The sequence below is a fragment of the Bdellovibrio sp. BIS2 genome, from assembly GCF_055398295.1.
Genome location: NZ_AP035879.1, coordinates 820,057 through 842,937 on the forward strand (window position 1 = coordinate 820,057; position 22,881 = coordinate 842,937).

At 49.6% G+C, this 22,881-nt stretch carries 16 protein-coding genes, 2 tRNA genes and 3 rRNA genes; 17 read left to right on the top strand and 4 right to left on the bottom strand.

All coding sequences use genetic code 11. The annotated features are described in order from the left end of the window. Positions 1-34: 34 nt before the first annotated feature. Complete coding sequence (locus tag ACZ520_RS04010; protein WP_011163417.1) at positions 35-340, bottom strand: cupin domain-containing protein; 306 nt, start codon at positions 338-340, stop codon at positions 35-37. Between the two features lie 226 nt (positions 341-566). On the opposite strand from ACZ520_RS04010, the gene ACZ520_RS04015 reads away from it, so the two are divergent. From ACZ520_RS04015 to rrf, 6 genes are all read left to right on the top strand, one after another. Further along, entirely contained in the window at positions 567-1,082 is a 516-nt protein-coding gene (locus tag ACZ520_RS04015) for a hypothetical protein (protein WP_015090011.1), read from the top strand. A 155-nt stretch (positions 1,083-1,237) separates the two neighbouring features. Beyond that, positions 1,238-1,313 (top strand) — tRNA-Ala (locus ACZ520_RS04020). A gap of 271 nt (positions 1,314-1,584) precedes the next feature. Then, positions 1,585-3,098: ribosomal RNA gene (locus tag ACZ520_RS04025) — 16S ribosomal RNA — on the top strand. A gap of 142 nt (positions 3,099-3,240) precedes the next feature. Then, positions 3,241-3,317, top strand: a tRNA-Ile gene (locus ACZ520_RS04030). Between the two features lie 111 nt (positions 3,318-3,428). Further along, positions 3,429-6,369, top strand: a 23S ribosomal RNA gene (locus ACZ520_RS04035). A gap of 250 nt (positions 6,370-6,619) precedes the next feature. Then, positions 6,620-6,736 (top strand): 5S ribosomal RNA (rrf, locus tag ACZ520_RS04040). Together the 16S, 23S and 5S rRNA genes with 2 tRNA genes alongside form the textbook arrangement of a ribosomal RNA operon. A 139-nt stretch (positions 6,737-6,875) precedes the next feature. Here rrf and ACZ520_RS04045 read toward each other — a convergent pair. Both ACZ520_RS04045 and ACZ520_RS04050 read right to left on the bottom strand, forming a co-directional pair. Further along, positions 6,876-7,889, bottom strand: a complete 1,014-nt coding sequence (locus ACZ520_RS04045) for an alpha/beta fold hydrolase (protein WP_464127593.1) — start codon at positions 7,887-7,889, stop codon at positions 6,876-6,878. A 155-nt stretch (positions 7,890-8,044) separates the two neighbouring features. Further along, the gene (locus tag ACZ520_RS04050) at positions 8,045-8,620 is read right to left on the bottom strand and encodes a hypothetical protein (RefSeq protein WP_464127594.1); all 576 of its coding nucleotides are present in this window, start codon (positions 8,618-8,620) and stop codon (positions 8,045-8,047) included. A gap of 320 nt (positions 8,621-8,940) precedes the next feature. Between ACZ520_RS04050 and ACZ520_RS04055 the strand changes: the two genes are divergently transcribed. The 7 genes from ACZ520_RS04055 to ACZ520_RS04085 all read left to right on the top strand — a co-directional run bounded on the left by ACZ520_RS04055 (position 8,941) and on the right by ACZ520_RS04085 (position 14,947). After that, positions 8,941-10,071 carry an MIDAS family adhesin gene (locus ACZ520_RS04055; RefSeq protein ID WP_232468707.1) on the top strand — a complete coding sequence of 377 codons (1,131 nt, stop codon included), beginning with the start codon at positions 8,941-8,943 and terminating at the stop codon, positions 10,069-10,071. A 279-nt stretch (positions 10,072-10,350) separates the two neighbouring features. Then, a complete protein-coding gene (locus tag ACZ520_RS04060) occupies positions 10,351-11,034 on the top strand; it encodes a FliG C-terminal domain-containing protein (RefSeq protein ID WP_416480779.1) in 684 nt (227 codons plus the stop codon). 235 nt (positions 11,035-11,269) lie between these two features. Further along, positions 11,270-13,006 (top strand): alpha/beta fold hydrolase family protein, encoded by a 1,737-nt coding sequence (locus tag ACZ520_RS04065; RefSeq protein WP_464127595.1) that lies wholly within the window; start codon positions 11,270-11,272, stop codon positions 13,004-13,006. An 11-nt stretch (positions 13,007-13,017) separates the two neighbouring features. Further along, entirely contained in the window at positions 13,018-13,635 is a 618-nt protein-coding gene (locus ACZ520_RS04070) for a pyroglutamyl-peptidase I (protein ID WP_464127596.1), read from the top strand. 77 nt (positions 13,636-13,712) lie between these two features. After that, positions 13,713-14,147 carry a Spy/CpxP family protein refolding chaperone gene (locus tag ACZ520_RS04075; RefSeq protein WP_088566080.1) on the top strand — a complete coding sequence of 145 codons (435 nt, stop codon included), beginning with the start codon at positions 13,713-13,715 and terminating at the stop codon, positions 14,145-14,147. 6 nt (positions 14,148-14,153) lie between these two features. Beyond that, the gene (locus ACZ520_RS04080; RefSeq protein WP_464127597.1) at positions 14,154-14,642 is read left to right on the top strand and encodes an RNA polymerase sigma factor; all 489 of its coding nucleotides are present in this window, start codon (positions 14,154-14,156) and stop codon (positions 14,640-14,642) included. Next, on the top strand, positions 14,639-14,947 hold the full coding sequence (locus ACZ520_RS04085; protein ID WP_464127598.1) for a hypothetical protein: 309 nt from the start codon (positions 14,639-14,641) through the stop codon (positions 14,945-14,947). The genes ACZ520_RS04080 and ACZ520_RS04085 overlap by 4 nt, the downstream gene beginning before the upstream one ends. 53 nt (positions 14,948-15,000) lie before the next feature. Here the strand turns inward: ACZ520_RS04085 and ACZ520_RS04090 are convergent, their stop codons facing one another. Next, a complete protein-coding gene (locus ACZ520_RS04090) occupies positions 15,001-16,107 on the bottom strand; it encodes an OmpA family protein (RefSeq protein WP_088566077.1) in 1,107 nt (368 codons plus the stop codon). A 246-nt stretch (positions 16,108-16,353) separates the two neighbouring features. Here ACZ520_RS04090 and ACZ520_RS04095 point away from each other — a divergent pair, with 246 nt between their 5' ends. From ACZ520_RS04095 to ACZ520_RS04110, 4 genes are all read left to right on the top strand, one after another. Further along, positions 16,354-19,509 (top strand): tail fiber domain-containing protein, encoded by a 3,156-nt coding sequence (locus ACZ520_RS04095; protein ID WP_464127599.1) that lies wholly within the window; start codon positions 16,354-16,356, stop codon positions 19,507-19,509. A 21-nt stretch (positions 19,510-19,530) separates the two neighbouring features. Beyond that, on the top strand, positions 19,531-19,860 hold the full coding sequence (locus ACZ520_RS04100) for a DUF1904 domain-containing protein (protein ID WP_464127600.1): 330 nt from the start codon (positions 19,531-19,533) through the stop codon (positions 19,858-19,860). Positions 19,861-20,037: 177 nt separating this feature from the next. Further along, positions 20,038-21,483, top strand: coding sequence for a L,D-transpeptidase family protein (locus tag ACZ520_RS04105; RefSeq protein WP_416480784.1), 1,446 nt, complete (start codon positions 20,038-20,040; stop codon positions 21,481-21,483). 120 nt (positions 21,484-21,603) lie between these two features. Continuing rightward, positions 21,604-22,881 (top strand): TolC family protein, encoded by a 1,278-nt coding sequence (locus tag ACZ520_RS04110; RefSeq protein ID WP_464127601.1) that lies wholly within the window; start codon positions 21,604-21,606, stop codon positions 22,879-22,881.

Genomic DNA, 22,881 nt, shown 5'->3' on the forward strand with positions numbered 1-22,881 from the left:
AGGGGGCTTTTTAGTTTTTGATTTCGGTGAAAACTTAGATCGCTCTTTGTGCGCAAACAGTCACGCAAGGCTCTCCGCCTTGAGCCACGTAAGAAAAGCGGGTGTTTCCTGGGATCTCAACACGGTCCCCAGGGCGCAGGACGAACTGATTTCCGGAAACGTTGAAAATCATTTCACCACTGATGATAACTCGCACCTCAGCAAAGGGTTTGCGGTGATCGCCGACTTTCTTTGCGGGTTCCAGAATCTGTTCATAGGGTTCCATGCCCTCTGATTCCAGAATCATAAGAACTTGCTGTTTGCTTGGGATGATCGGAGCTTGCCAACGTGTGATGATCATAGTGTGTGCCTCTTTCAGGCCAGTTTATCTCAAATCGGAACGCCCGGTACAAGGCGCGCCGCCGACGAATCCCGGCTTGAAACAGTATCACGAAATTTTATTCAAATTGCGACAGGATAAGAGGCCGGATTCTCATCTTTTTTTGTTTTCTTGTTAAGTCCTTCAAGGGATTGTCGATATCTCTAATGTAAGTTAGAGACGCCCTATAATATTAGGGGAGGGTAATTTGAGCAGTTCTAAAACAAAGTCGACACATGCTGAGCTAGATCACATCCTGAATTTTGTCGATGCCTCCAAAGGTCTTCGTGCGAAGATCAACGAGTCAGGCCGAGTGCAAATTCGCCAGGATCTAGACGGGAAATTATTCTCCTTCAACACTCAGGACGTGAATGAAGTCCTTCACCGCGCAGACTCTGAAGGCAAGCCCTTCATTCAGGTGAACTTCAAGAATGGTACAAAAGTGCTGCTGACCGAGACACTGGTTGGATTCAAACCACTCGAGACGCTGGGTCTGGATATGTCCCGCATCCCTAAAGTGGTGACGACGCCGGATCTATTGAGTGTGTACGAGGCTATTGAAGAGTCCATGGGCGCCGACAACGGCTTGGATCATGAGGTTGAAATCCTTAAAAAGGTCTATACAGCTATTGTTTCGGGTGGTGAAAAGGTCGGGTTCGACCTTAGTTTTGAAAGAAAGTGGCTCAACAGACTGCTCGCGTCAAAATTCAAGGCTAGCGCCTAATATCGCGTAAATTCAAATACTTATCTATGCTTTTTGCAATAACCGAGGCCCCTGCCTCGGTTATTTATTGAGCAACTTAGGGTGAGTTATTAAATTTTCGAAAAAAAGCTATTGACCTTTTTCGGCCCTTACGAGAAAACAGCTCCACTTCGTTCGGGGGCATAGCTCAGCTGGGAGAGCATCTGATTTGCATTCAGAAGGTCGCAGGTTCGATCCCTGTTGCCTCCACCAACTTTTCTTCTTCAGTAACTAAGACTTAGGTCGAAAGTTAAGAAAAAGAAAAAAGATAGTTGACGGGGACAAAATCTTTGATAAGATTGGTTCCTCGCGATTCGGAATAAAAACGAAGTCACGATAAAATGTTCGCTCTTTGAAAACTGAATAGCTAGATAAAATAGATTTTTGGGCTCTTTGAATGATGAGTAATTATCATTCACAATTTCAAAAAATATTCGAACAAACAATAGCGTAAAAGCTAGCTGTTTGCTTCTAAACAGAATTTAAACTGGAGAGTTTGATTCTGGCTCAGAACAAACGCTGGCGGCGTGCCTAATACATGCAAGTCGAACGGGGAAAGCTTTCGGGTGAGTACTAGTGGCGCACGGGTGAGGAACGCGTGGATAATCTGCCTTAGAGTGGGGGATAACTAGTCGAAAGATTAGCTAATACCGCATAAGACCACAGGAGCTGCGGCTCAAGGGGTCAAAGGTTTTTCGCTCTAAGATGAGTCCGCGTAAGATTAGCTAGTTGGTGAGGTAACGGCTCACCAAGGCGACGATCTTTAACTGGTCTGAGAGGATGATCAGTCACACTGGAACTGAGACACGGTCCAGACTCCTACGGGAGGCAGCAGTAGGGAATATTGCACAATGGAGGAAACTCTGATGCAGCGACGCCGCGTGAGTGATGAAGGCCTTCGGGTCGTAAAGCTCTGTCGCAGGGGAATAACACAATGAATGTACCCTGTAAGAAAGGATCGGCTAACTTCGTGCCAGCAGCCGCGGTAAGACGAGGGATCCTAGCGTTGTTCGGAATTATTGGGCGTAAAGCGGATGTAGGTGGCTTTGTAAGTCAGATGTGAAAGCCCAGGGCTCAACCCTGGAAGTGCATTTGATACTGCGAAGCTTGAGTGTCGGAGAGGTTACTAGAATTGTTGGTGTAGTGGTGAAATACGTAGATATCAACAGGAATACCGGAGGCGAAGGCGGGTAACTGGCCGAACACTGACACTGAGATCCGAAAGCGTGGGGATCAAACAGGATTAGATACCCTGGTAGTCCACGCCGTAAACGATGGATACTTGTTGTTGGAGGTATTGACCCCTTCAGTGACGAAGCTAACGCGTTAAGTATCCCGCCTGGGGAGTACGGTCGCAAGATTAAAACTCAAAGAAATTGACGGGGGCCCGCACAAGCGGTGGAGCATGTGGTTTAATTCGATGCAACGCGAAGAACCTTACCTAGGCTTGACATGTACTGGAAGATTGGCAGAAATGTCGTCGCCCGCAAGGGTCGGTACACAGGTGCTGCATGGCTGTCGTCAGCTCGTGTCGTGAGATGTTGGGTTAAGTCCCGCAACGAGCGCAACCCCTGCATTTAGTTGCCAGCATTCAGTTGGGCACTCTAGATGGACTGCCGGTGTTAAACCGGAGGAAGGTGGGGATGACGTCAAGTCCTCATGGCCCTTATGCCTAGGGCTACACACGTGCTACAATGGTAGTCACAGAGCGAAGCTAAGCCGCGAGGTAGAGCAAATCGCTTAAAAGCTATCTAAGTTCAGATTGATCTCTGCAACTCGAGATCATGAAGTTGGAATCGCTAGTAATCGCGGATCAGAATGCCGCGGTGAATACGTTCCCGGGCCTTGTACACACCGCCCGTCACACCATGAAAGTCGGCTGTACCAGAAGTCGCTGCGCTAACCGTAAGGAGGCAGGCGCCCAAGGTATGGTCGATGATTGGGGTGAAGTCGTAACAAGGTAGCCGTAGGGGAACCTGCGGCTGGATCACCTCCTTTCTAAGGATTATCCGGTCAATCTTCATCAAGACTTGTTCTTGATAAGTTAAAATGACCCAATCTTAGGTCAACTTACTCTTCCCGAGTAAGTGAGTCCCAAAAATCTATCTAGCTGTTTAGTTTTGAGAGAGTGAAGCCTAACGGGCCTGTAGCTCAGTTGGTTAGAGCACACGCTTGATAAGCGTGGGGTCGGAAGTTCGAGTCTTCCCAGGCCCACCAAGTTCTACTGTACTGGAATGCGGTGTAAGTTAGAGTTTTGCTGAACGGTTTTCGTTCTTTGACAATTGAATAGATTGATTTAGTTGATTTTTAGCGAGGTTAGTTCCATTTTTTTAAGCTACAAAGGGCTTACGGTGGATGCCTTTGGCACTAAGAAGCGATGAAGGACGTGGTAAGCTGCGATAAGCTTCGGGGAGTGGCACACACACTTTGATCCGGAGATTTCCGAATGGGGAAACCCACCATTTATGGTATCACTCAATGAATACATAGTTGTTTGAAGCGAACGAGGGGAAGTGAAACATCTCAGTACCCTCAGGAAGAGAAATCAATTCCGAGATTCCCCCAGTAGTGGCGAGCGAACGGGGAACAGCCTAAACCTTATTCATTAATTTGAATGAGGGGTCGTGGGACCGCAATGTGGGACCGGAGAAGTTAGAGTAACAGTCTGGAAAGTCTGGCAAGATAGGGTGATAGCCCCGTACTCGAAAACTTCGAAGGCCCTAGCGGCATCCCGAGTACCACAAGACACGTGAAATCTTGTGGGAATCTGTGAGGACCACCTCATAAGGCTAAATATTCCTTAGTGACCGATAGTGAACAAGTACCGTGAGGGAAAGGTGAAAAGAACCCCGAGAGGGGAGTGAAATAGAACCTGAAACCGTAAGTCTACAAGCAGTTAGAGACCCTTAAGTGGTCGATAGCGTACCTTTTGCATAATGAGTCAGCGAGTTATGTTTGCATGCGAGGTTAAGCCGTTGCAGGTGGAGCCGTAGCGAAAGCGAGTCTGAATAGGGCGATTTAGTATGCAGGCATAGACCCGAAACCCGGTGATCTAATCATGGACAGGTTGAAGCGAGGGTAACACCTCGTGGAGGACCGAACAAGTTGAGGTTGAAAACTCTTTTGATGATCTGTGATTAGGGGTGAAAGGCCAATCAAACTGGGTGATAGCTGGTTCTCCCCGAAATATATTTAGGTATAGCGTCAGGTAAAAAATATCATGGAGGTAGAGCACTGAATGGGCTAGGGGTCTTTACCGGATTACCAAACCCAAATAAACTCCGAATGCCATTGATATGTTCCCTGGCAGGCAGACTCAGGGTGATAAGGTCATGAGTCGAGAGGGAAAGAGCCCAGACCAACAGCTAAGGTCCCTAAATGCACGCTCAGTGGAGAACGTTGTGGAGTTACTTTGACAACTAGGAGGTTGGCTTAGAAGCAGCAATCCTTTAAAGAAAGCGTAATAGCTCACTAGTCTAGTGACTCTGCGCGGAAGATACAACGGGGCTAAGCGTGTTACCGAAGCTTTGGATTAAGATATTTTATATTTTAGTGGTAGGGGAGCGTTCTAGTGTAGGATGAAGGTTGACCGGTAGGACAGCTGGACGAACTAGAAGTGATCATGCTGACATAAGTAGCGTTGAACTCGGGTGAAAAACCCGGGCGCCGAAAACTCAAGGATTCCTGGGTAAAGATAATCTTCCCAGGGTTAGTCGAGCCCTAAGACGAGGCCAAGTGGCGTAGTCGATGGCAAAACGGTTAATATTCCGTTACCTAGCAAAATGTGTTTAAGGAATGACGGTGTAGGATATCACAGCCTCTTATTGGATTGAGGTGTAAGCATGTAGGAGGATCAGTAGGCAAATCCGCTGGTCGTAACTCTGAGGTGTGAATGCGAGGGACTTGTCCCGGAAGTGTGAAAAGCCATGCATCCAAGAAAAGTTTCGTAAATTTAGTTTTGTTAGCTCGTACCGTAAACCGACTCAGGTGAGTGGGGTGAATATCCTAAGGCGATGGGGTGAATTTTGGTCAAGGAACTCGGCAACTTAACACCGTAACTTCGGGAAAAGGTGTGCCCGCGAGAGTGTAAGGATTTACTCCCCAAGCTTTTTCGGGTCGCAGAGAAATGGGAGTAGCGACTGTTTATCAAAAACACAGGTATGTGCAAAGTCTCAAGACGAAGTATACATACTGACGCCTGCCCGGTGCTGGAAGGTTAAGAGGATTAGTTAGCGTAAGCGAAGCTGAGAATCGAAGCCCCAGTAAACGGCGGCCGTAACTATAACGGTCCTAAGGTAGCGAAATTCCTTGTCGGGTAAGTTCCGACCTGCACGAATGGCGTAACGACTTCTCCGGTGTCTCGACCAAATGCCTCGCGAAATTGAATTCTCGGTGAAAATGCCGAGTACCCGCAGAAAGACGGAAAGACCCCGTGAACCTTTACTGTAGCTTGGCAGTGATTTTAGAGTTGGCATGTGTAGGATAGGTGGGAGACTTTGAAGCAGTGGCGCTAGCCATTGTGGAGTCAACCTTGAAATACCACCCTTGGCACCTTTGAAATCTAACCTGCTCCTCTTTACGAGGAGAGGGACACTGTCTGGTGGGCAGTTTGACTGGGGCGGTCGCCTCCCAAAAAGTAACGGAGGCGCGCGATGGTCCCCTCAGCCTGATTGGAAACCAGGCGTCGAGTGCATTGGCATAAGGGGGCTTGACTGCGAGACCTACAAGTCGAGCAGGTGCGAAAGCAGGCCAAAGTGATCCGGTGGTCCCGCGTGGAAGGGCCATCGCTCAACGGATAAAAGGTACTCCGGGGATAACAGGCTTATTCCATCCAAGAGTCCATATCGACGATGGAGTTTGGCACCTCGATGTCGGCTCATCACATCCTGGGGCTGGAGCAGGTCCCAAGGGTTTAGCTGTTCGCTAATTAAAGTGGTACGCGAGCTGGGTTCAGAACGTCGTGAGACAGTTTGGTCCTTATCTTCTGTGGGCGTATGAGATTTGAGTAGACCTGTCCTTAGTACGAGAGGACCGGGATGGACGAACCTCTGGTGTTCCTGTTGTTCTGCCAAGAGCAATGCAGGGTAGCTATGTTCGGAATTGATAACCGCTGAAAGCATCTAAGCGGGAAGCAAACTACAAGATTAGATCTCACTGGGGCTTCGGCCCCCTAAAGACCCCTTGGAGACTACGAGGTTGATAGGCTGAAGGTGTAAGTACAGCAATGTATTGAGCTGATCAGTACTAATAGGTCGTGAGGCTTTTTTAAAAAACATTCTTCTAACTTTTAAGTTACGAAGATTTCGTCTCAGAGACTTCCTTAACAGGAACGAGAGACTAGCTCTCTGAATAAGTAAGAGAGTGAAATGTGGAACTAACAGCGACTCGCTAAAAATCAATTAAATCAATCATTCGATTGTTAAATAAAGAAAGTAACTTCTCCATTTGGATTGGAAGTAAGTTGCGCAAAGAACGAAGGTTAGTGTAAGAAGCTAACCACTTTGATTAATAAACGCTTTGCTGGTGTTTATAGCAGAGGGGCCACACCTGATCCCATTCCGAACTCAGAAGTTAAGTCCTCTTGCGGCGATGGTATTGCATGGGCGACCATGTGGGAGAGTAGCACGACGCCAGCTCTATTTTACTTGAACCCGGGTTACGAAAGTAATCCGGGTTTTTTTGTGTCTAAAATCTGGAAGTAGATAAAAGAAAAGCCCGGCAAGAACCGGGCTTTTTTCGTTTGTGGAGATGTCTTTTTCAGGTGTTTTTGGGCTATTAAAGGTGCTTTTTCATGGCGGACCAGAATGTGTTGTAGTCTTCGATGAAAGGCATATGTCCCAGGCCTTTCAGCTCTTCCAATTTTGACTTTGGAATCAGGCGGGCGGCTTGTCTTCCCAGTACGGGATAGTTACCCATCTTCTTTTTGTTCTCTTCCGGGGCCCAGGCTTTTCCGATGGCAGTGCGATCTCTTTGGCCGATGATTAAGACCGTCGGGGCCTTGATGTTTTTGAACTCATAGATCACCGGCTGAGTGAAGACCATGTCGGAAGTTAAAGCGGCATTCCAGGCAATCACTGAATAGTCCGGTCCCAGGATCCAGCCTGTGGGTATTTCCAGCCACTTATCGTATTCCGGTTTCCACTTTCCGTCGTAGTAACTGTCTAATTGGTACTGTTTAATCTTTTCAGGAGAGCTTGCAAGCTCTCCGCGGAAGCCTTCTTCTACCGGACGATATGAAGTCATTGTTTTCCAGTCTTCAAGACCGATCGGGTTCACCAGGAAAAGCTGAGTCACTGACTCCGGGAACATCAGACTCATACGGCTGGCAACCATGCCGCCCATGGAGTGCCCCAGCAGTTTGTATTTTTCTATATTCAACGACTTCAAAAGATTCTGTGTGTTCTGTCCTAGAGCATGGAAGCTGTATTGGTAATATGCTGGCTTGGTCGATTTACCGAAACCGATTTGATCCGGGACAATAACTCGAAAACCCTCAGCGGTGAGGGAGTTAATCAGTGTTTCAAAGTAAGCACCGGGAAAGTTCTTTCCGTGCAGTAAAACGATCGTGCCCTTGTTGCTTTCTTTGTTCGGAGCAATATCCATGTAGGCCATCTTCAAATCCTGGCCCTGAGATTTGAAATTATAGAATTGGACCGGGAAAGGATACTGATATGCCGATAGTACGGAATCGAAACCTTTGTGGGATTTGGTTTCGCTTGCTGGCTTTGGGCCATTACTTGCGCAGGCCGTGGTCATAAGCAAGGCCGAGAGTATCAGGGCGTTTTTCATGGTGATCTCCTTTGCTGTTGGTCTCGAAGTTGCGACGACAAGCTGGGAGTTGCTTTTTTATTCGAGGCCGAAGTTAAAAAAATCAGAGCAGTGGTTCTAATACTGCCTGAGTTCTTTAGACGGTCAGGCAGTAATTTGGTTCAACGGGATTCAAGTTATTGCTTTGGTTGACCTGCCGGCTGAGCAGTCGGTTTCTCCTCATTTGGCGCGGGTGGCGCTGTTGGTTTTGCCGAAGCATCTGCTTTCGCTGGTTCTTCAGTCTGCGGTGGAGCGACGCGATTCAAATCATTCATCGTATAAGTACGGCCGATTTCGAAAATTTTGTTTTTGGATTTGATATCGAACAAGCTTGCCTGAATGATGATGCCGGGATTTTCATCGTCAGGCAGATCCACGATCTCAAGTTCCAGATAGTTGGCGCCTTCTTTGACTCTTTGAATATTCGGACGTTCTTTGCCCAGAATTGTTTTTGCCAATACAGAATTCATGCGCAGTTCAACCGTTGCGATGTTGGACCATTCTGCAGGCAGTTCGCCGTTTGCCGCCAGATTCTGGAAATCATCATTGATCATTTTGGCAAGCTGCTGAGCCGGAGTCAGTTGAACACAGGCGTCTGCCTGTTTGCCGTTGGGCTTTTTGATCGTTCCCAATCCCAGATCATCCTTCAGAACAATATAGCCAATCGTAAAAGCGGCCAGGATGATAAAAGTGCCAAGTAGTTTTGTGATCATGCAGATACTCCCCATGTTGCGCAGCTATGGCCCGGCAAGAGCCAGCCCTTCTATTATTGGAAAGATTGAACCGAGCCTCAAAGGCTTTCGGCCCGAGGACCAAAATCGCTCCTTCGGCCTAGGTGCCCGGAAGTTTATAAACCTCTGAAATTGCAGACAAAAAAGTGTCTTTCGGGGGCTCCTGTCCAAGAGATCGACAGGGGCGAGGGTGCCAAGGGGTCAAAATGAAACAGTAAAAACGCTGTAAAATCGAATATTTGTAAAAAACACCCGGATTTGGCACTGACCTTGGATGTATGGAGGTTGAGAGAGGTGTGTCTATGAAAACACTTACCAGAATGGCTGCCATTTCCTTCTTTGTAGGGCTTTACGTGGGATGTTCCCCGGTGAAGTTCTCTTTGGACGACAGCAAATGTAAAGACTCCGGCTGTGTGGTCGAGAATGGCAAATACGCATTCAATTACTCCCAGACTGCGGGCCGCGGTAAGGTGGACATCCTTATAGTAAATGACAACTCTGCTTCCATGTCGTTTGAACAGGCAAGGTTGGCTCCGCGATTCCAAAACTTTATTGCTGATCTGGACAATCAACAAATCGACTATCGTATCGCGATGACAACCACCGATGTGGCAAGATCCGATGCCGGCAGCTTGGTTTCTTTCGGTGGCAATCCTTATATCACCCGCAATCACAGCAACCGCATGAGCCTGTTCAACAGCACCATTCAAAGACCTGAAACCCTGGCGTGTGAGAAGTTCATCGCCAACTGGATCCGTAACAACGGTGGCAACCTGGCTTCTATTGAGTCCTCAGCTTACTCCCAGGCTTATGCTCAAAACTGTCCATCAGGTGATGAGCGTGGTGTCTATGCTGCAAATCTGGTTGTTAAAAACAATCCTTCCAGCTTCATTCGCAGTGATGCTCACTTGGCAGTGATCTTCCTGGCGGACGAGGATGAAAGATCCGGTCTTTATAACAACGGCGGTTATGTTCTGGATCAGATGGATCAGCCAAACTATCTGATTAATAACGTAAAAAGCAGCCTGGGAGCTGACAAGTTCAACTCCTTGAGCGTGCACGCGATCGTGGTGAAAGATAACAACTGTCTTGCTCAGCAGAACAGTCAGACCTTGGATAACTATTCTCCGACAACGGGTTTGGTGACGGGCAGTATCGGGAATGTGTACTTGTCCTTCACGAACAACGGTTGGGGTATGGCGGCGGACATCTGTTCCAACGACTATACTTCCCAGTTGGGTCAGATTCGCTCCAAGATCACTGATCGCATCAAGGACATCATGTTGAACTGCTCCAATCCGCAGGACTTGATCGTGACTGTGTCCGGTGCGCCGGTGGGTTACAACCTGGTTGGTAAAACTTTGAAGTTCAATCAGTATCTTTCCCCAGGCACCAGTGTGAGCTTGTCCTATAAGTGTGAATCGTTGGATTAAAAATCAATTTCAGAGCGTTCTGGCAAGGCAAAGCTTCACAGCTTTGCCTTTTTTACTTTCAGCAGCAGAGTCTTTTTGTTGAGAAGACACTGCCCCGGCCGAAGCCCGCGCCAGTTACAAAAGAACGTTTCTCAAAGTGGGATGGGAAGTTTGAGTTTTTTGTCTAACTATTTGGCACTACGAATGGGTGATGTTCCATCGTGAAATAAAACTTTTTTGATAATAAAAATAGCCGTCAGATGTCCTTTAGTCCTGTATTACACATCCGATAATTTACCCATGGGCATGTTAGACAGATACAAAAAAAAGGGCGGCTTCTTTCAACTTCTTCAACTGTTGGAAACATCACCAGCAGCGAAACGTGAACAGTTCCTGGGCCTGATCGGTGGCGAAAGCCCGGCTTGGGAAGAAGCACTTCGTAAACGCATTTTGACCATCACACGCGTGTATAGCTGGGACGGGCAGTACTTGGTGGAGATTTTCTCTCGCGTGCAGCCGCTGACCCTGGCAAATGCCCTGCATGGCAATCCGCAGGAGCAAGTGGACCAGTTGCTGGCCTGTTTGCCGCCGATTTCAAAACGTAAAATTACCGATATGATGGCGGAGTCTGCTCCGACGGCGGCAGAAAAGTCGACTTGTATTTCCAAGATGCTGTCTGAGGTTCGTGGGTTTATTTCTCAGGGTATTATCCGTCTGGAAAAGGTGGACCCTGAACTGCACATTCCTGAAAACATCGAAGAGATGCTCAGTGTGAATGCTTTCTCGACTCCGACCTTTGATGCTGAACCTGCAGCGAAGAAAGACGTCAAACCCAATATTGTGGGGGACTCGGATCCGGCATCCCAGCAGGAGAACGAATTCCTGAAGCGCAAGGTGAATCAGTTGGCTTCTGAAGTGAATGCTTTGAAGCATGAAAATTCGGTGCTTAAGGACAAGTTGTCGCAGATTAAAAAGATCGCATAAGGCCAATACATATTCCACTGATCGAAACCCCATCTGCAGAGGTGGGGTTTTTCTTTTTTTGAAACACTTTGCGTCTGATTATTGAAGAAAAACCGCCGGTATTTTTATCGACGCTCGTGATCGTCTTTGGTCGGGATTTTCCGTTATTTTGTCGAGAGATTAGACAATCTGAGTTTTCTCTAAACCCGCTGAAAACCGCCCCCGATAAGCCTTTCGAAGTACGTGAGGTAGTAAAATGTCGCTGCAGATTTTCAGCATGTTTGTTGGGATTGGTATTGCATCATCATTGGCTTTTTCAGCTCAGGCCCAGTCTTTGGCCGATGCGCCGAAAGTCGATCTGGAAACACAATTCTATCAGGAGCTGGCGAAAGAAGCCGGGCAGGATGTTCCGACCACCAAAGGAATGTTTGAAGAAGTTCCGGATGGTTTGAGTACAAAAGAGATCACACCAGCCTGTGATCCCCGCCGTTTCGAAGACAGCATCGTTGGCAAAAAGCTGAGCACGGCCCAGTATTACAATGTGGCGCGCGCATACTTTGCCAAATGCTCAGGCGAGCTGACGCAGAAATCCTGGACAGGTTTGCTGGGGCTGTTGAAGTTTTCCAAGTTCCAGTATCCTTTTTTCTCTCATCCTCAGGTGAAAGAGTTCATGGTCAAGCTTCCGGATGGCACTCGCGTCCCAGGGGTCTTGGCGTTGAAACAAGACACGCGTCCTCGTCCGCTGGTCATTGTGAAGTGCGGGGTGTTTTGCTCGGCTTCCCAGTCGGCTTCGATGAAAAGCTATTTGATGCATTTGTTTGACCAGTCTCCGTTCAACGTTCTGCTATTGGCGAATCAGACGGGCATGGACTACATCTATTACAATAAACGCGTGACCCTGGGCGGTTGGTCTGAAGGTTATGAAGCCCTTGAGGTCGGCAAATGGATGATGGAAAAATGGGAGCATAAAGATCGTATTTCCAGCCTGCATTTGATGGGGATTAGTCTGGGGGGCAATGCGGCTGTAATGGGGGCGGCATTCAACGACAAGTATCTTTTGCCAAGTGGTCGCAAGGTTTATAACTCTGTGACGGCAATTTGCCCGGTGATCAGCCTTCGTCCGACCCTGGATCATTTGTACGGGACTCAAGTGGTGGGTCGTGCCTTTTCGAAAATGACCAAAGAGCATTTCAAAGAGGCTCGTAACTATGTCACCGATGTTCCGGATCTGATCACTGACAACCATATTCCTTCCAGTCGCAAGGACATGGCCGATTACATCGGTTCATTGGCTTCCACGTCTTTGCAACGCCGCGGGATTGCCAGCACGACTCCTGCCTTCTTTAAAAGCAACAACTTCTGGAACTGGAAAGAGGAAGTCAAAACTCCGCTGATGGTATGGGCTTCCAAAGATGATTCCGTGGTGAACAACCGTATCAATGCGGAAGTGATGGAGCATGATGATCTGTACGAAAAATCGGCGAACGTCGGTGTGTTGAATCTGAAGTACGGCAACCATTGTGGGTTCTCGTCTTCTTACGGCGCCCAGGCTTCTGCAGCTGTTTTGCGCACGTTTGTTCTGACTCACAGTCCGGAGTTCGTGGACAGCTACAATACCAAGCAGGAAATGCCATGGACCTTTGGATTCAAAAAACTGGGTTCGCAGTACGAACATATCGGGCAAAGCTGGCACTTCTATTCCAATTCAAATCAGGTAAAAGTGGTCTTCCGTCTGTTCAACTGGAACGGCGGAAGTGACTGTGCTGACAAGGGCCCATGGTCCGGCAGTGGAACTTGCACCAGCACTCGCGAGTTCTGGGTGCCAGTTTCATCTTTGAGCAAGTTGGGCGCTCGCGTTCCCCGCACCGATGCTGAAGCGCAGGCTCTGACTCGGGAATTCAACACGAAAGTGGAATTCCGTATCAAAGGTCATCCGCTGAATGGTACATATAGCAGTGATTTCTATATGACATGGCGAAGCCACTTTGAGTAAATGGAGCCGCTTTGGGTAAAAAGATTCTGCTTACGGGCTTTGAACCCTTCTTGGGTGAACCCGTCAATCCCAGCCAAATCCTTCTTGAAAACATCAAGAGGGATTTGACGTTTAATGATCAGGTGCACACCTTGCTGCTGCCGGTGTCTTTTGCAAAAGCGCCGAGGCTTGTGGCCGCGGCCATGGCGATGCAGGACTATGATTGCGTACTGATGCTGGGACAAGCCGGTGGGCGCAAGAACATCTGCCTTGAGCGCGTGGGACTGAACTGGAATGAAACCGAAAAACCCGACGAGGACGGCAGCGCGCCGGTGCGCGGGACTATTTCTCCGCAGGCGCCACCAGCGCTCTTCACCACCGCGCCGGTGGAACAGTGGATGCAGATTCTAAAAGAGCACCAGATCCCGGTGGAGATATCCCTCAGTGCGGGGGGCTATGTCTGCAACAATGTTTACTTTAAAACTTTGCAGGTTCTGGGCTCTTCACCCGAAACGGAAGCGTGTTTTATTCATGTGCCTTATCTGCCTGAGCAGGCTGAGGGCAAACCCGACCGTCCCCCGGCTATGGAGCTGGAAACCATGCTGAAGGCCGTTAAATTGATTCTCAGCTCGATTTTACAAAGATCCTGATCGTTAGGATCCTAGACAAGAATTTTTGAACCTGGTGGCAGAGGCCGTCGTCTAAAGATTCAAAACAGGAGGAAACCATGAAGTTTAATCTGGTTTTGGCAGGAGCCCTCGTCGCGACAATGATGTCTACAAATGCCTGGGCTCGTTCCGAGGGGCGCGAGCATCACAAGAATGATGAAATTGCTCTGGAAAATCATTTCAGCCCGAAGAAAATGAAAGAGCTGAATTTGACTGAAGAGCAAAAGGAAAAACTCAAAGCCATTCGTGAAGCCGCAAAGGCTGAAAAGCAAAAATGCCGTGAGGACATGAGAGCGGCCCGGAAAGCTTTCAAGGAATCCCTGCGCAGCAATGCCTCAAAAGAAGCAGTGACCGCGGCTTATCAAAGTATGCTGGAAAAGAAGCAGCAATTATCCAAGGCTCGTTTGGACACCTTGTTGTCTGCTCGCGACGTTTTGACGGAAGAGCAGCGAGCTAAACTGTTCAGCCATGGGTCCAAGGGATCTGAGGAGTAGCGACTTTTGAGCTTTTCTGACGCCGCTGACTTTGCGAAGTTCTACGAGGCCCATGCACACAAAGTGCGGGGCCTTCTGTTTCGTTTGGTCGGAGAGTCCGCCTTGAGTGATTTGACACAGGAGTCATTCATGAAAGCCTGGGAACATCGTGGTAAGTTCCGTGCGGAGAGTGAAGCGTCCACCTGGCTGTACCGGATTGCTTATAACAGTGCGGTGGATCACCTGCGCAAAGCGGGGCGCAGAGAAGATGTCAGTCCAGAGCAGGTGGAGGAGAGTCTGGAAAAGAATCTTTCCCATCGTGAGCTGGTGGATCTGGCTTTGGGAACCCTGGATATGGATATGCGTGCCGTGGTGGTTCTGTTTTATCTGGAGGATCAGTCACTGAAAGAGATCGCTCGGGCTCTGGAGATCCCAGAGGGAACGGTGAAATCTCGTTTAAGTCTGGCTCGTCAGAAGATGAGTGACCTGCTGGCAAAGAAAGGAGTGAGTCTATGAATGATGATTCATTCAGAAATTTTCTTAAAGAAAACGCGACTCCGGTGCCGGACGCCCCTTTGGGCGAGTCTTCGCGGATCTGGCGTCACATTGAAGATCGCAAGCACCGTTGTCGTCGGGCGTGGTGGGTGCTTGTGCCTGCGATGGCGGCGACCCTGGCTTTGGTTGTTGCAGTGAAAACCCAGAAGCCTGTGGTGGTGGCAGGAGCGGAAGAGGATTATCTGTACCAGGAATGGAGTGAGTTTTCCAAAGAAGTTGATTCCGACTTTGATCAGGACATGGCCATCATGTTCAACGGCGAATAAAAAACGCGAACCCTTTGGGCTCGCGTTTGAGGATCTTTTGTTCTTTATCTTTTCTAGCGGATAGTTGAAAGAGCGCGTTTCAAAGCCTCTTCGTCCTTCACACCGACAAAGACCAGTTCTGCACGACGGTCCTGAGCTCGGATGCCTGTTGAGTCCGTTGCACCTTTACCCACAGCTTCCACGTTGGTGAAGCCATTTCTTTCCAGGATGTTTTTCACAGAGTCTGCACGGGCTTGAGAGATTCTTTGATTGACCTCGTCAGTGCCTGTGGCATCGGCGTAGCCGTGAATTTCAACTCTTTCAACCAAGTCTGGATTTTCATTCAGAACTTTGGCGACTTGTTGAAGTTTGCGGTTGTCAGCTCCGGAGATCGCATATTGGGAAGAACGGAACTGAATCGCGCTGCCCGCACCGGCAATCATATTCATGTTCACGTCTTTAAGTGCAGATCCGGCTTCAACAGCGGCGACGGGACGTGCCGGCTCCACTCTTTCCTGATAAGTGATGTCCTCTTGGACTTCTTCCATCACTGTGGGTTCCGCTGCGGCAGTGGATCGGACAGATGGTTTGTAAGCCCCTGGGTTCCAGCCGATTTGCAGGTCAACCATGTACATGCCGACTTGTTGTTCAGTGTTGTTCGTCAATGCCTGAGCGCGCACACCCAGACGGGCCAGCCAGCTTGGAGTCATGTTGAACTCTTTTAAGAGTTGCAAACCCACAAACTGCGCATCGGCTTGGTCTGCGGTGTAGTTTTCACCCTGGTTGAAAAGCTGATTTCCGACGACCCCGAATTGCCAGCGATTGTCAGAGACCCAGCGGGCAGCGAACTCTAACGCTCCATCTGTGATGGCAGTTTCGTTGGCAGTGCCAGAGGATTGACTGAACTGCTGGTTATTCACACCATAGCCCAGATCCATGACCCAGGGACTTTCCAAATACCAGGAACCCAGCAGTTTGATCGTGGAAGGGGTCCCTTCTGTTGCGCCATTGGTTTCGTATCCGGTGTAACCACCACCCAATCCCAGGAAGGGAAGAACTCCGCGGGGAGCCATCTGAGTCTCCTCTCTGGAAAATTCCAATGCACTCGTCGTTGCTGAGTCTTGGTTGGCCTGTGCCGTCAGACCGACACTAAGCAAAGCTGTTAGAATGATTGTTTTCATAGTCTTCTCCTTTTTTGTAGAACGTCTTCAGTATTTACCTTATGGGGAATGGGTCAATTTCTTGGAGGTCTGTAAGGGTGTTCTTTGTTGAGATAAATAAAAATCATTCTACTAAAAGTCGGGGGCTGGCTTACGAACATGTCATATACTGTTAATTTCGCGTATATGAGGTCTGAAGTCGGGACATGAGGTCTGCCCCACTAAATTAAGTTAAATATTGATCAAAGAAATACCGATAAATCAGGTATGAAGATTCACGGAACGTCACTTTTCTTCGCCCTCTTTGTTTTGTCTCAGATTGCGACAGCGTCCCCCAATTCGCTCACTTATCAAGGACGCATTCTGAAGGTGGATGGAACTCCGCTGGAATACAACAATGTCAGTTTTAGTTTTGAAGTCACAAGTCCTGACGGTCTGTGTGTGATTTACCGTGAGCAGGTCAATGGGATCAATCTTGCCAATTCCGGAGGGGTGTTTGACGTTCCTATCGGGAAGGGCACCAAGGGCTATCCGGCGGCTCCGACTTTCAAACTGCTGGATGCGTTTCAGAATTCCGGGACCTCTTTCACCTGTGACGGGGGCGCCACGTATTCTCCGGCCTTTGATGAGATCCGTCGTCTGCGTGTGCAGTTTCATGACGGCTCGGGCTGGAAGATGATTTCTCCGGACTCAGAGATCCGTTCGGTACCTTATGCGGGCTATTCTTATTCTGCAGCCAAGCTTGGCAGCAACACCGCGGCTGACTTCGTGCTGAAGTCTGTTTTGCCAACCTGTGGAGCCGGAACCTTCCTCAGCTATAATGGCACTAATTTTTCTTGTGCAGCGGTGGCAGGGGCCAGCGGTGGTACTGTGACAGATGTGACCTCCGGCAACGCTTACTTGACGGTGGTGAATGGAACTTCAACCCCGACTTTGACACTGAATGTGGGCACGGCCGCAAACACGGTCGCCGCAGGGAATGATTCACGCTTGTCGGATGCTCGGATCCCCACGGGCAGTGCCACGGGTGACCTGAGCGGCAACTACCCCAGCCCGACGGTGGCTAAACTTCAGGGCGTTGCTGTTGCTTCTGCGGCTCCGACCAGCGGGAACTTCCTGAAATACAACGGGGCTCAATGGACATCTTCTGCAATCGCGACCGGCGATGTCACGGGCTTGGCTGCGACACTGAGCGGGTATGTCACCCAGAGCTCCTTCAATACAGCCGTGGCGGATGCCGGATGCACGGCGGGGCAGACTATGTACTGGTCATCGGGCGTTGGCAAATTCCTGTGTCAGACGTTGAGTGATAGCAGTAAACTGGGAACGACCCTGACTTCTGCACAAGTCTTTGTGGGGAACGGATCCAATGTTGCAACCGGTGTGGCGATCAGTGGAGATCTTTCTTTGGCCAACACCGGGGCGGCCTCAGTGGTCGGTCTTCGTGGAAAAGCGATCAGCGCAACGGCGCCGACGGCGGCCGGCCAGGTCCTTCGTTATGATGGGACTTCAACCTACGTGCCGGCTTATCTGTCTTTGGCGGACATTCGTTCCTCGGTTACTGCCACCAATACAATGTTTCCGGCAACAAGCTGTACGTCTTCGCAGACACTGACGTGGTCTTCTTTGACCGATACGATGACATGTTCAAACATTGTTGTGTCGGCTTCAAACTTTGGTTCGCAGACGGCAAAAACATTCCTGGCGGCACCGAACGGGGGCAATGGGACTCCGTCATTCCGCACCATTGCGACTTCAGATCTTCCCACCAGCGGAGTGGGGGCGGGCACTTACAGATCTGTGACGGTGGATACCTATGGCCGCGTGACGGCGGCAACCAATCCGACGACGGCGGCGGGATATGGGTTGACGGATGTGTTTGTTAAGGACGGAAACTCTTTTGGTCAGGATGCCTTCATTGGAACCAATGATTATTTTGGCCTGGCCCTGAAGACCAACAATCAGTATCGACTTGTGATTGATCGGGATGGAAATGTCGGGGTTAATACGACCTCACCGTCGGCTCCGTTGCATGTGAATAGCAACGGAAGCGGAACTATTCTGGCCTCACGAATTTCCAATTCCAATAATGGCGCAGAGATCGCTTTCTATAAATCCCGCGGAACTGACGCCTCTCGTCTGGCTGTTCAAACCGGAGACCGCCTGATGGGGCTTTACGGACTAGGCGCTTATGATGGCACCAACTTTTCCAATAACTCCGGGGCCATTCAAATACTTGCTGCTGAAGATTTTACGGCGACTGCGCACGGAACCTCGATCGACTTCGGAACCACGGCAATCGGCGGTACGGTAAGGCAGACCCGAATGACAGTGAATCCGCAAGGCCTTGTGGGGATTGGAACAACCAACCCGATTGCGAAGCTTCATGTGGATGGAGCTGGCGACGGGGATGTTTCCCATTACCTGTTGAATACTGATGATACCAGTGCCAACTCCCGTGCTTTGTTCCTTTTGGGAACAGCGGCTACGGGAGCCCGGTATGGGTATATCTCCCACCAGGGGAGCAACTATTCAGGCATGGGATCTGCTGCCGCCTCCAAACCTCGAACGACTGTCGTTGCGGGTACAGATACAGGTGGCTTGAATCTTTACGCCAATCAACAGATTGGAATGTGGATCGGCGCTACGGAAGCCCTGAAGGTGAATACGAACGGCTATATTGGTATTGGGCCGGGAACTCCGCGCCAGCCTCTGGAAATCAACAAAGGCCATATTTTCCATACCGGGGGTGATTTGGTCCACTTCTTTAACAGTTATCATAACGGCACCCAACGTTATGCAGGCTATGGTGGTGGCAGTGCGTATGCTGGGGCCATCGGTTATTCCCCGACGACAGGAAGCATGTATTTTGCGACTTCATCGGCAGCGGGGGCGACGGATACGTCGGTCACTGGCAGTGCCAATCACATGACTATCGACAGAAATGGAAACGTGGGGATCGGAGCTACGGCGCCGTCTTATAAGTTGCACGTTGTTGGGACTGCGGGATTGAGCACGGGGACGGCCTGGACGAATGCTTCGGATCGTCGCTTGAAGGACATTCACGGCAACTATGAATATGGCCTGAACGAAATCCTTAAACTGCGAACCATTCGCTACAACTACAAAAAAGACAATGCTCTAAAACTTCCTTCTGATGTTCCAATGACAGGGTTTGTGGCCCAGGAGGTTCAACAAGTGATCCCGGATGCTGTGAAGACTCGCGCGGACGGCTATCTGGAATTGAATGTCGATCCGATTCATTGGGCTACGGTGAACGCGGTTCAGGAACTGTATGGACAGATCATGATTCTGCGTCAGGAAAATGAATCCGTGCGTAAAGAGAATGAAGAACTCAAAAAGCAGTTGCAGCAACAGGCCGCCGACCTGGAATTGATCAAAACCCGTTTGGGTATCAAATAGCATTGTGGTATGCTTCCGGGCATGCCACACATCAGAATGCGCGCCGTAAAAAAAGAACATGTTCAGGAACTCAGTGCCAGCCTTGCCAAGGATTTGGCGCCGGCGATGAAGACCGCTATTGATAATTTCACATTCGAACTGGTGCAGACACAGTTTTTCTCCTCCGGGCAGGAAACCGTTTCTTATCCGTTTGTGGAAGTGCTGTGGTTTGCCCGCTCTCAGGAGGTGCAGGATGAATGTGCCTCGATCATCACTCGACAGATTAAGAAGATCGGGCGGTATGAGGATGTTGTCGTGGTTTTCCAGGTGCTGTTGCAAGAGTCTTACTATGAAAATGGGATCCATTTCTAAGGCCTCGCTGTCAAATTTTTAGACACTCCTCGGGCCTTCGTTACAGGGCCCTCATTGAGCTTCGCAGGGTATTTCTTTCATAGGTCCTAATCTCAAACCCGGTTCTATTCGATTACAGGGTGCCAAAACCCATTCACGCTTCTTGCTTTAAGACTGGTTGCAATGAATGGAGATTATATGAAAGCTTCTTTAGTCGGAGTCGCAGCAGCGGTTCTTATGAGTGTTTTGGCCGGTTCCCCTGTTTCTGCCCAGGTTGCGGATGCTTCCGCCCAGGTGGTAAGCAAGAGCCAGTTGATCGTAGGCAAGCGTTACTATATTTCAGCTGATACGCTGAACGTGCGCTCCAGCAACTCCACCACAGCCAATAATGTTATTGGCAAGCTGTCCAAAAATGATTTGGTGGAAGTGTATGACGTCTTGAACGAGGCGACTCCACTGGTGCAGATCAAGATTATCAAGTCTTCCACTGTATCTCCTTATATCTCTTCTGACTTCTTTGTATCCAAAGACTATCTCAGCGAGCGTGAGCTGACGTTGCCAACATCTCGTTACTTCGTGGTTCAGAACATCGCGACGGAGAAAACTCGTATCTATGAGCGTTGCACGGCGACGCCAAACTGCCCGCATAAAATGGTGATGGAAACAGACATGGTTGTAGGGCGCCCGGAAGAGGGTGATGGTCAGGATGATAATGCCTATAAAACATGGGTTGGTCATGCCCGCATTTCTGAATGGGTGAAGTTCTATCAGGACGGTAAAGCCTTCTATCCTCGCTGGTACACCCCAGGTCAAAGCATCAAGGATATTCCAGATCCAGTAACAGACAGCATGAGCTTGTACATGGGTGCAAGAAAGTGGCTTCGTAAAAACGAGCAGGGCAAAACTTCCAACTATGGCGCGTTCGGTTGGTATGCTGCGAAGCTGACTCCGGCAGGTGAAAACGGTGGCGTGAACTATCAGTGGATCCACGGCACGATGGGCTGGGGTAAAGACGGTTCCAAGCCAATTGAAATCACTCGCATGAAGATGATCAACTTCTTCAGCAACCCGGGTTCCCATGGTTGCACGCGTTTGGAAAATCAGGCGGTGGCTTACATGAGACACCTTTTGGGCCCAGGCACGGACATCTACCGTGTATATGCTCGTGAAGCCTCCCGTGAAGCGGCTCCGTTCTCCAGATACCGTGATTCCCAGCGCCCTCTTCCTTGGGAATGGATGCTGTTGACGAACGGTGCAGCCCAGTCCAACGGTTTGACGGCGGATGCTGCGACGATTCGTGCTCAGGGTATCAGTGCGGTTCCGGGTGTGAATCTGATTGAGCGTGGTGTTTATCAGGTGAACCGTTATCCGACAGTGATGCCTTTGAACTATAGCAAGTCAGCGGCTTCTGGTTTGTCTGGTGACCGTTATGAGATCGATAAAAAGTTGAAGAAGGGCCAAGGCACCAACTTCCGTGGTTACTTCCTGGTTGATGAAGGTCGCTTCGTAAGCTACGCACACCCGAATTACAACGCAACAGGCGGTGCGGTTCGTGTGGGTGGTATGACTGACTTCACGAACTCTGTTCCAGAGTTCCTGCAGGCGGGTGCTGGTAACTATTATCCACCAGCGGTTATCAAATAAATTTCACCAAGCATGAGTGAATGAAAAGGCCGAAGGAAACTTCGGCCTTTTTTATTTGGCCCAACGCGCCTTTAGAATAATCTGTCTTGAAAATTGGGAAGCCTCAGTAAGAATAATGGGATGCTAAGAAAAACATCTCTTTCCATTGTGTGTCTTTCCGCAGTTCTCTCTTCCAGCGCGTATTCTGCGACTTTGCAAGAGGCCTATCAGTCCGCTTTGCAGAAAAATGAAACGGTCGGAGTTCAGAACGAACAAGTTCAACAAATTCGTGAGCGAGTGAAGCAGGTGCGCGGGGGCATGTTCCCGCAGATTTCTGCAAACGCCACCTATTTTATGCAGCCGGCACCGTCAGATCCGGTGGCTCGGCAGTTTTTCCCTGAACGACAAACAACGGTGGCCGTGACGGCGAATCAGGTTTTGTTCCGGGGCTTGCGTGAATTTGCAGCCGTTCGTCAGCAGAAAGACCTGGTTCAGTCCCAGGAAGAAATCCGCAATCAGGCGCTGATTCAGCTTTATCAGGATGTCACAAGTTCTTATCTGAACATTCTGACGCTGGAACAGGATCTGGACAATATTTCGGTACAGTTGAAAATCTATGATGAACGGGTGAAGGAACTTTCCTCACGTGTGCGCCGCGGGGAATCCAGTTCTTCGGATGCCCTGACTGCTCAGAGCAGCCAGGCGGCTTTGAATGCTGAACACGAGATCATCACGGGCAATCTGAAGATGGCCCGCGAGGCGTTCGCCTTTTTGACCGGCCTGCCAACGACCGAGCCTTTGACTGATCCGGAACTGGCCAAGTCCGTCAAGGTCGCTCCTTTGCAGTCTTATCTGGACAGGATTGAAAGCCGCTATGACGTGAAAGCGGCCCGCAGTCAGTACCAGGCCATGGAAGAGGAAGTCAGCATCGCCAAAGGGGCGCACTGGCCTTCATTGGACCTGACCGGAAATTACTATTTCAAAAGACCGGACGGTTATAGTGAGGACCTGAACTGGGATGTTCAGTTGAAACTGACCGTGCCGTTGTTTGAAGGCGGCACCACCCAGTCCCGCGTGCGCGAAGCGGCCTCCAAGCGGATCGAAGCGGATCTGTTGTTGTCGCGTTTGCGCCGGCAGGCTGATCAGGAGATTCGTGCTTATTATGAAAATTTCCAGACGCGCCTAAAGCAGGTTGAGGCTTTGGAAAAAGCCGGGGACTTGTCTGAGCGCAACTACAAAGTTTTGCAGAAAGACTATCGCCGCGGTCTGGCTCGAAACATCGACGTGCAGGTGGCCTTGACTGATTTCAGAATTGCGGCGCGCGCACTGGATCAGGCAAGATTTGCAGCACAAATGGAACTGGTGAAGCTGAAGGTGGCTTCGGCAGAAATTGAAGCTCCGAAAGTGAAGGAAGACTAA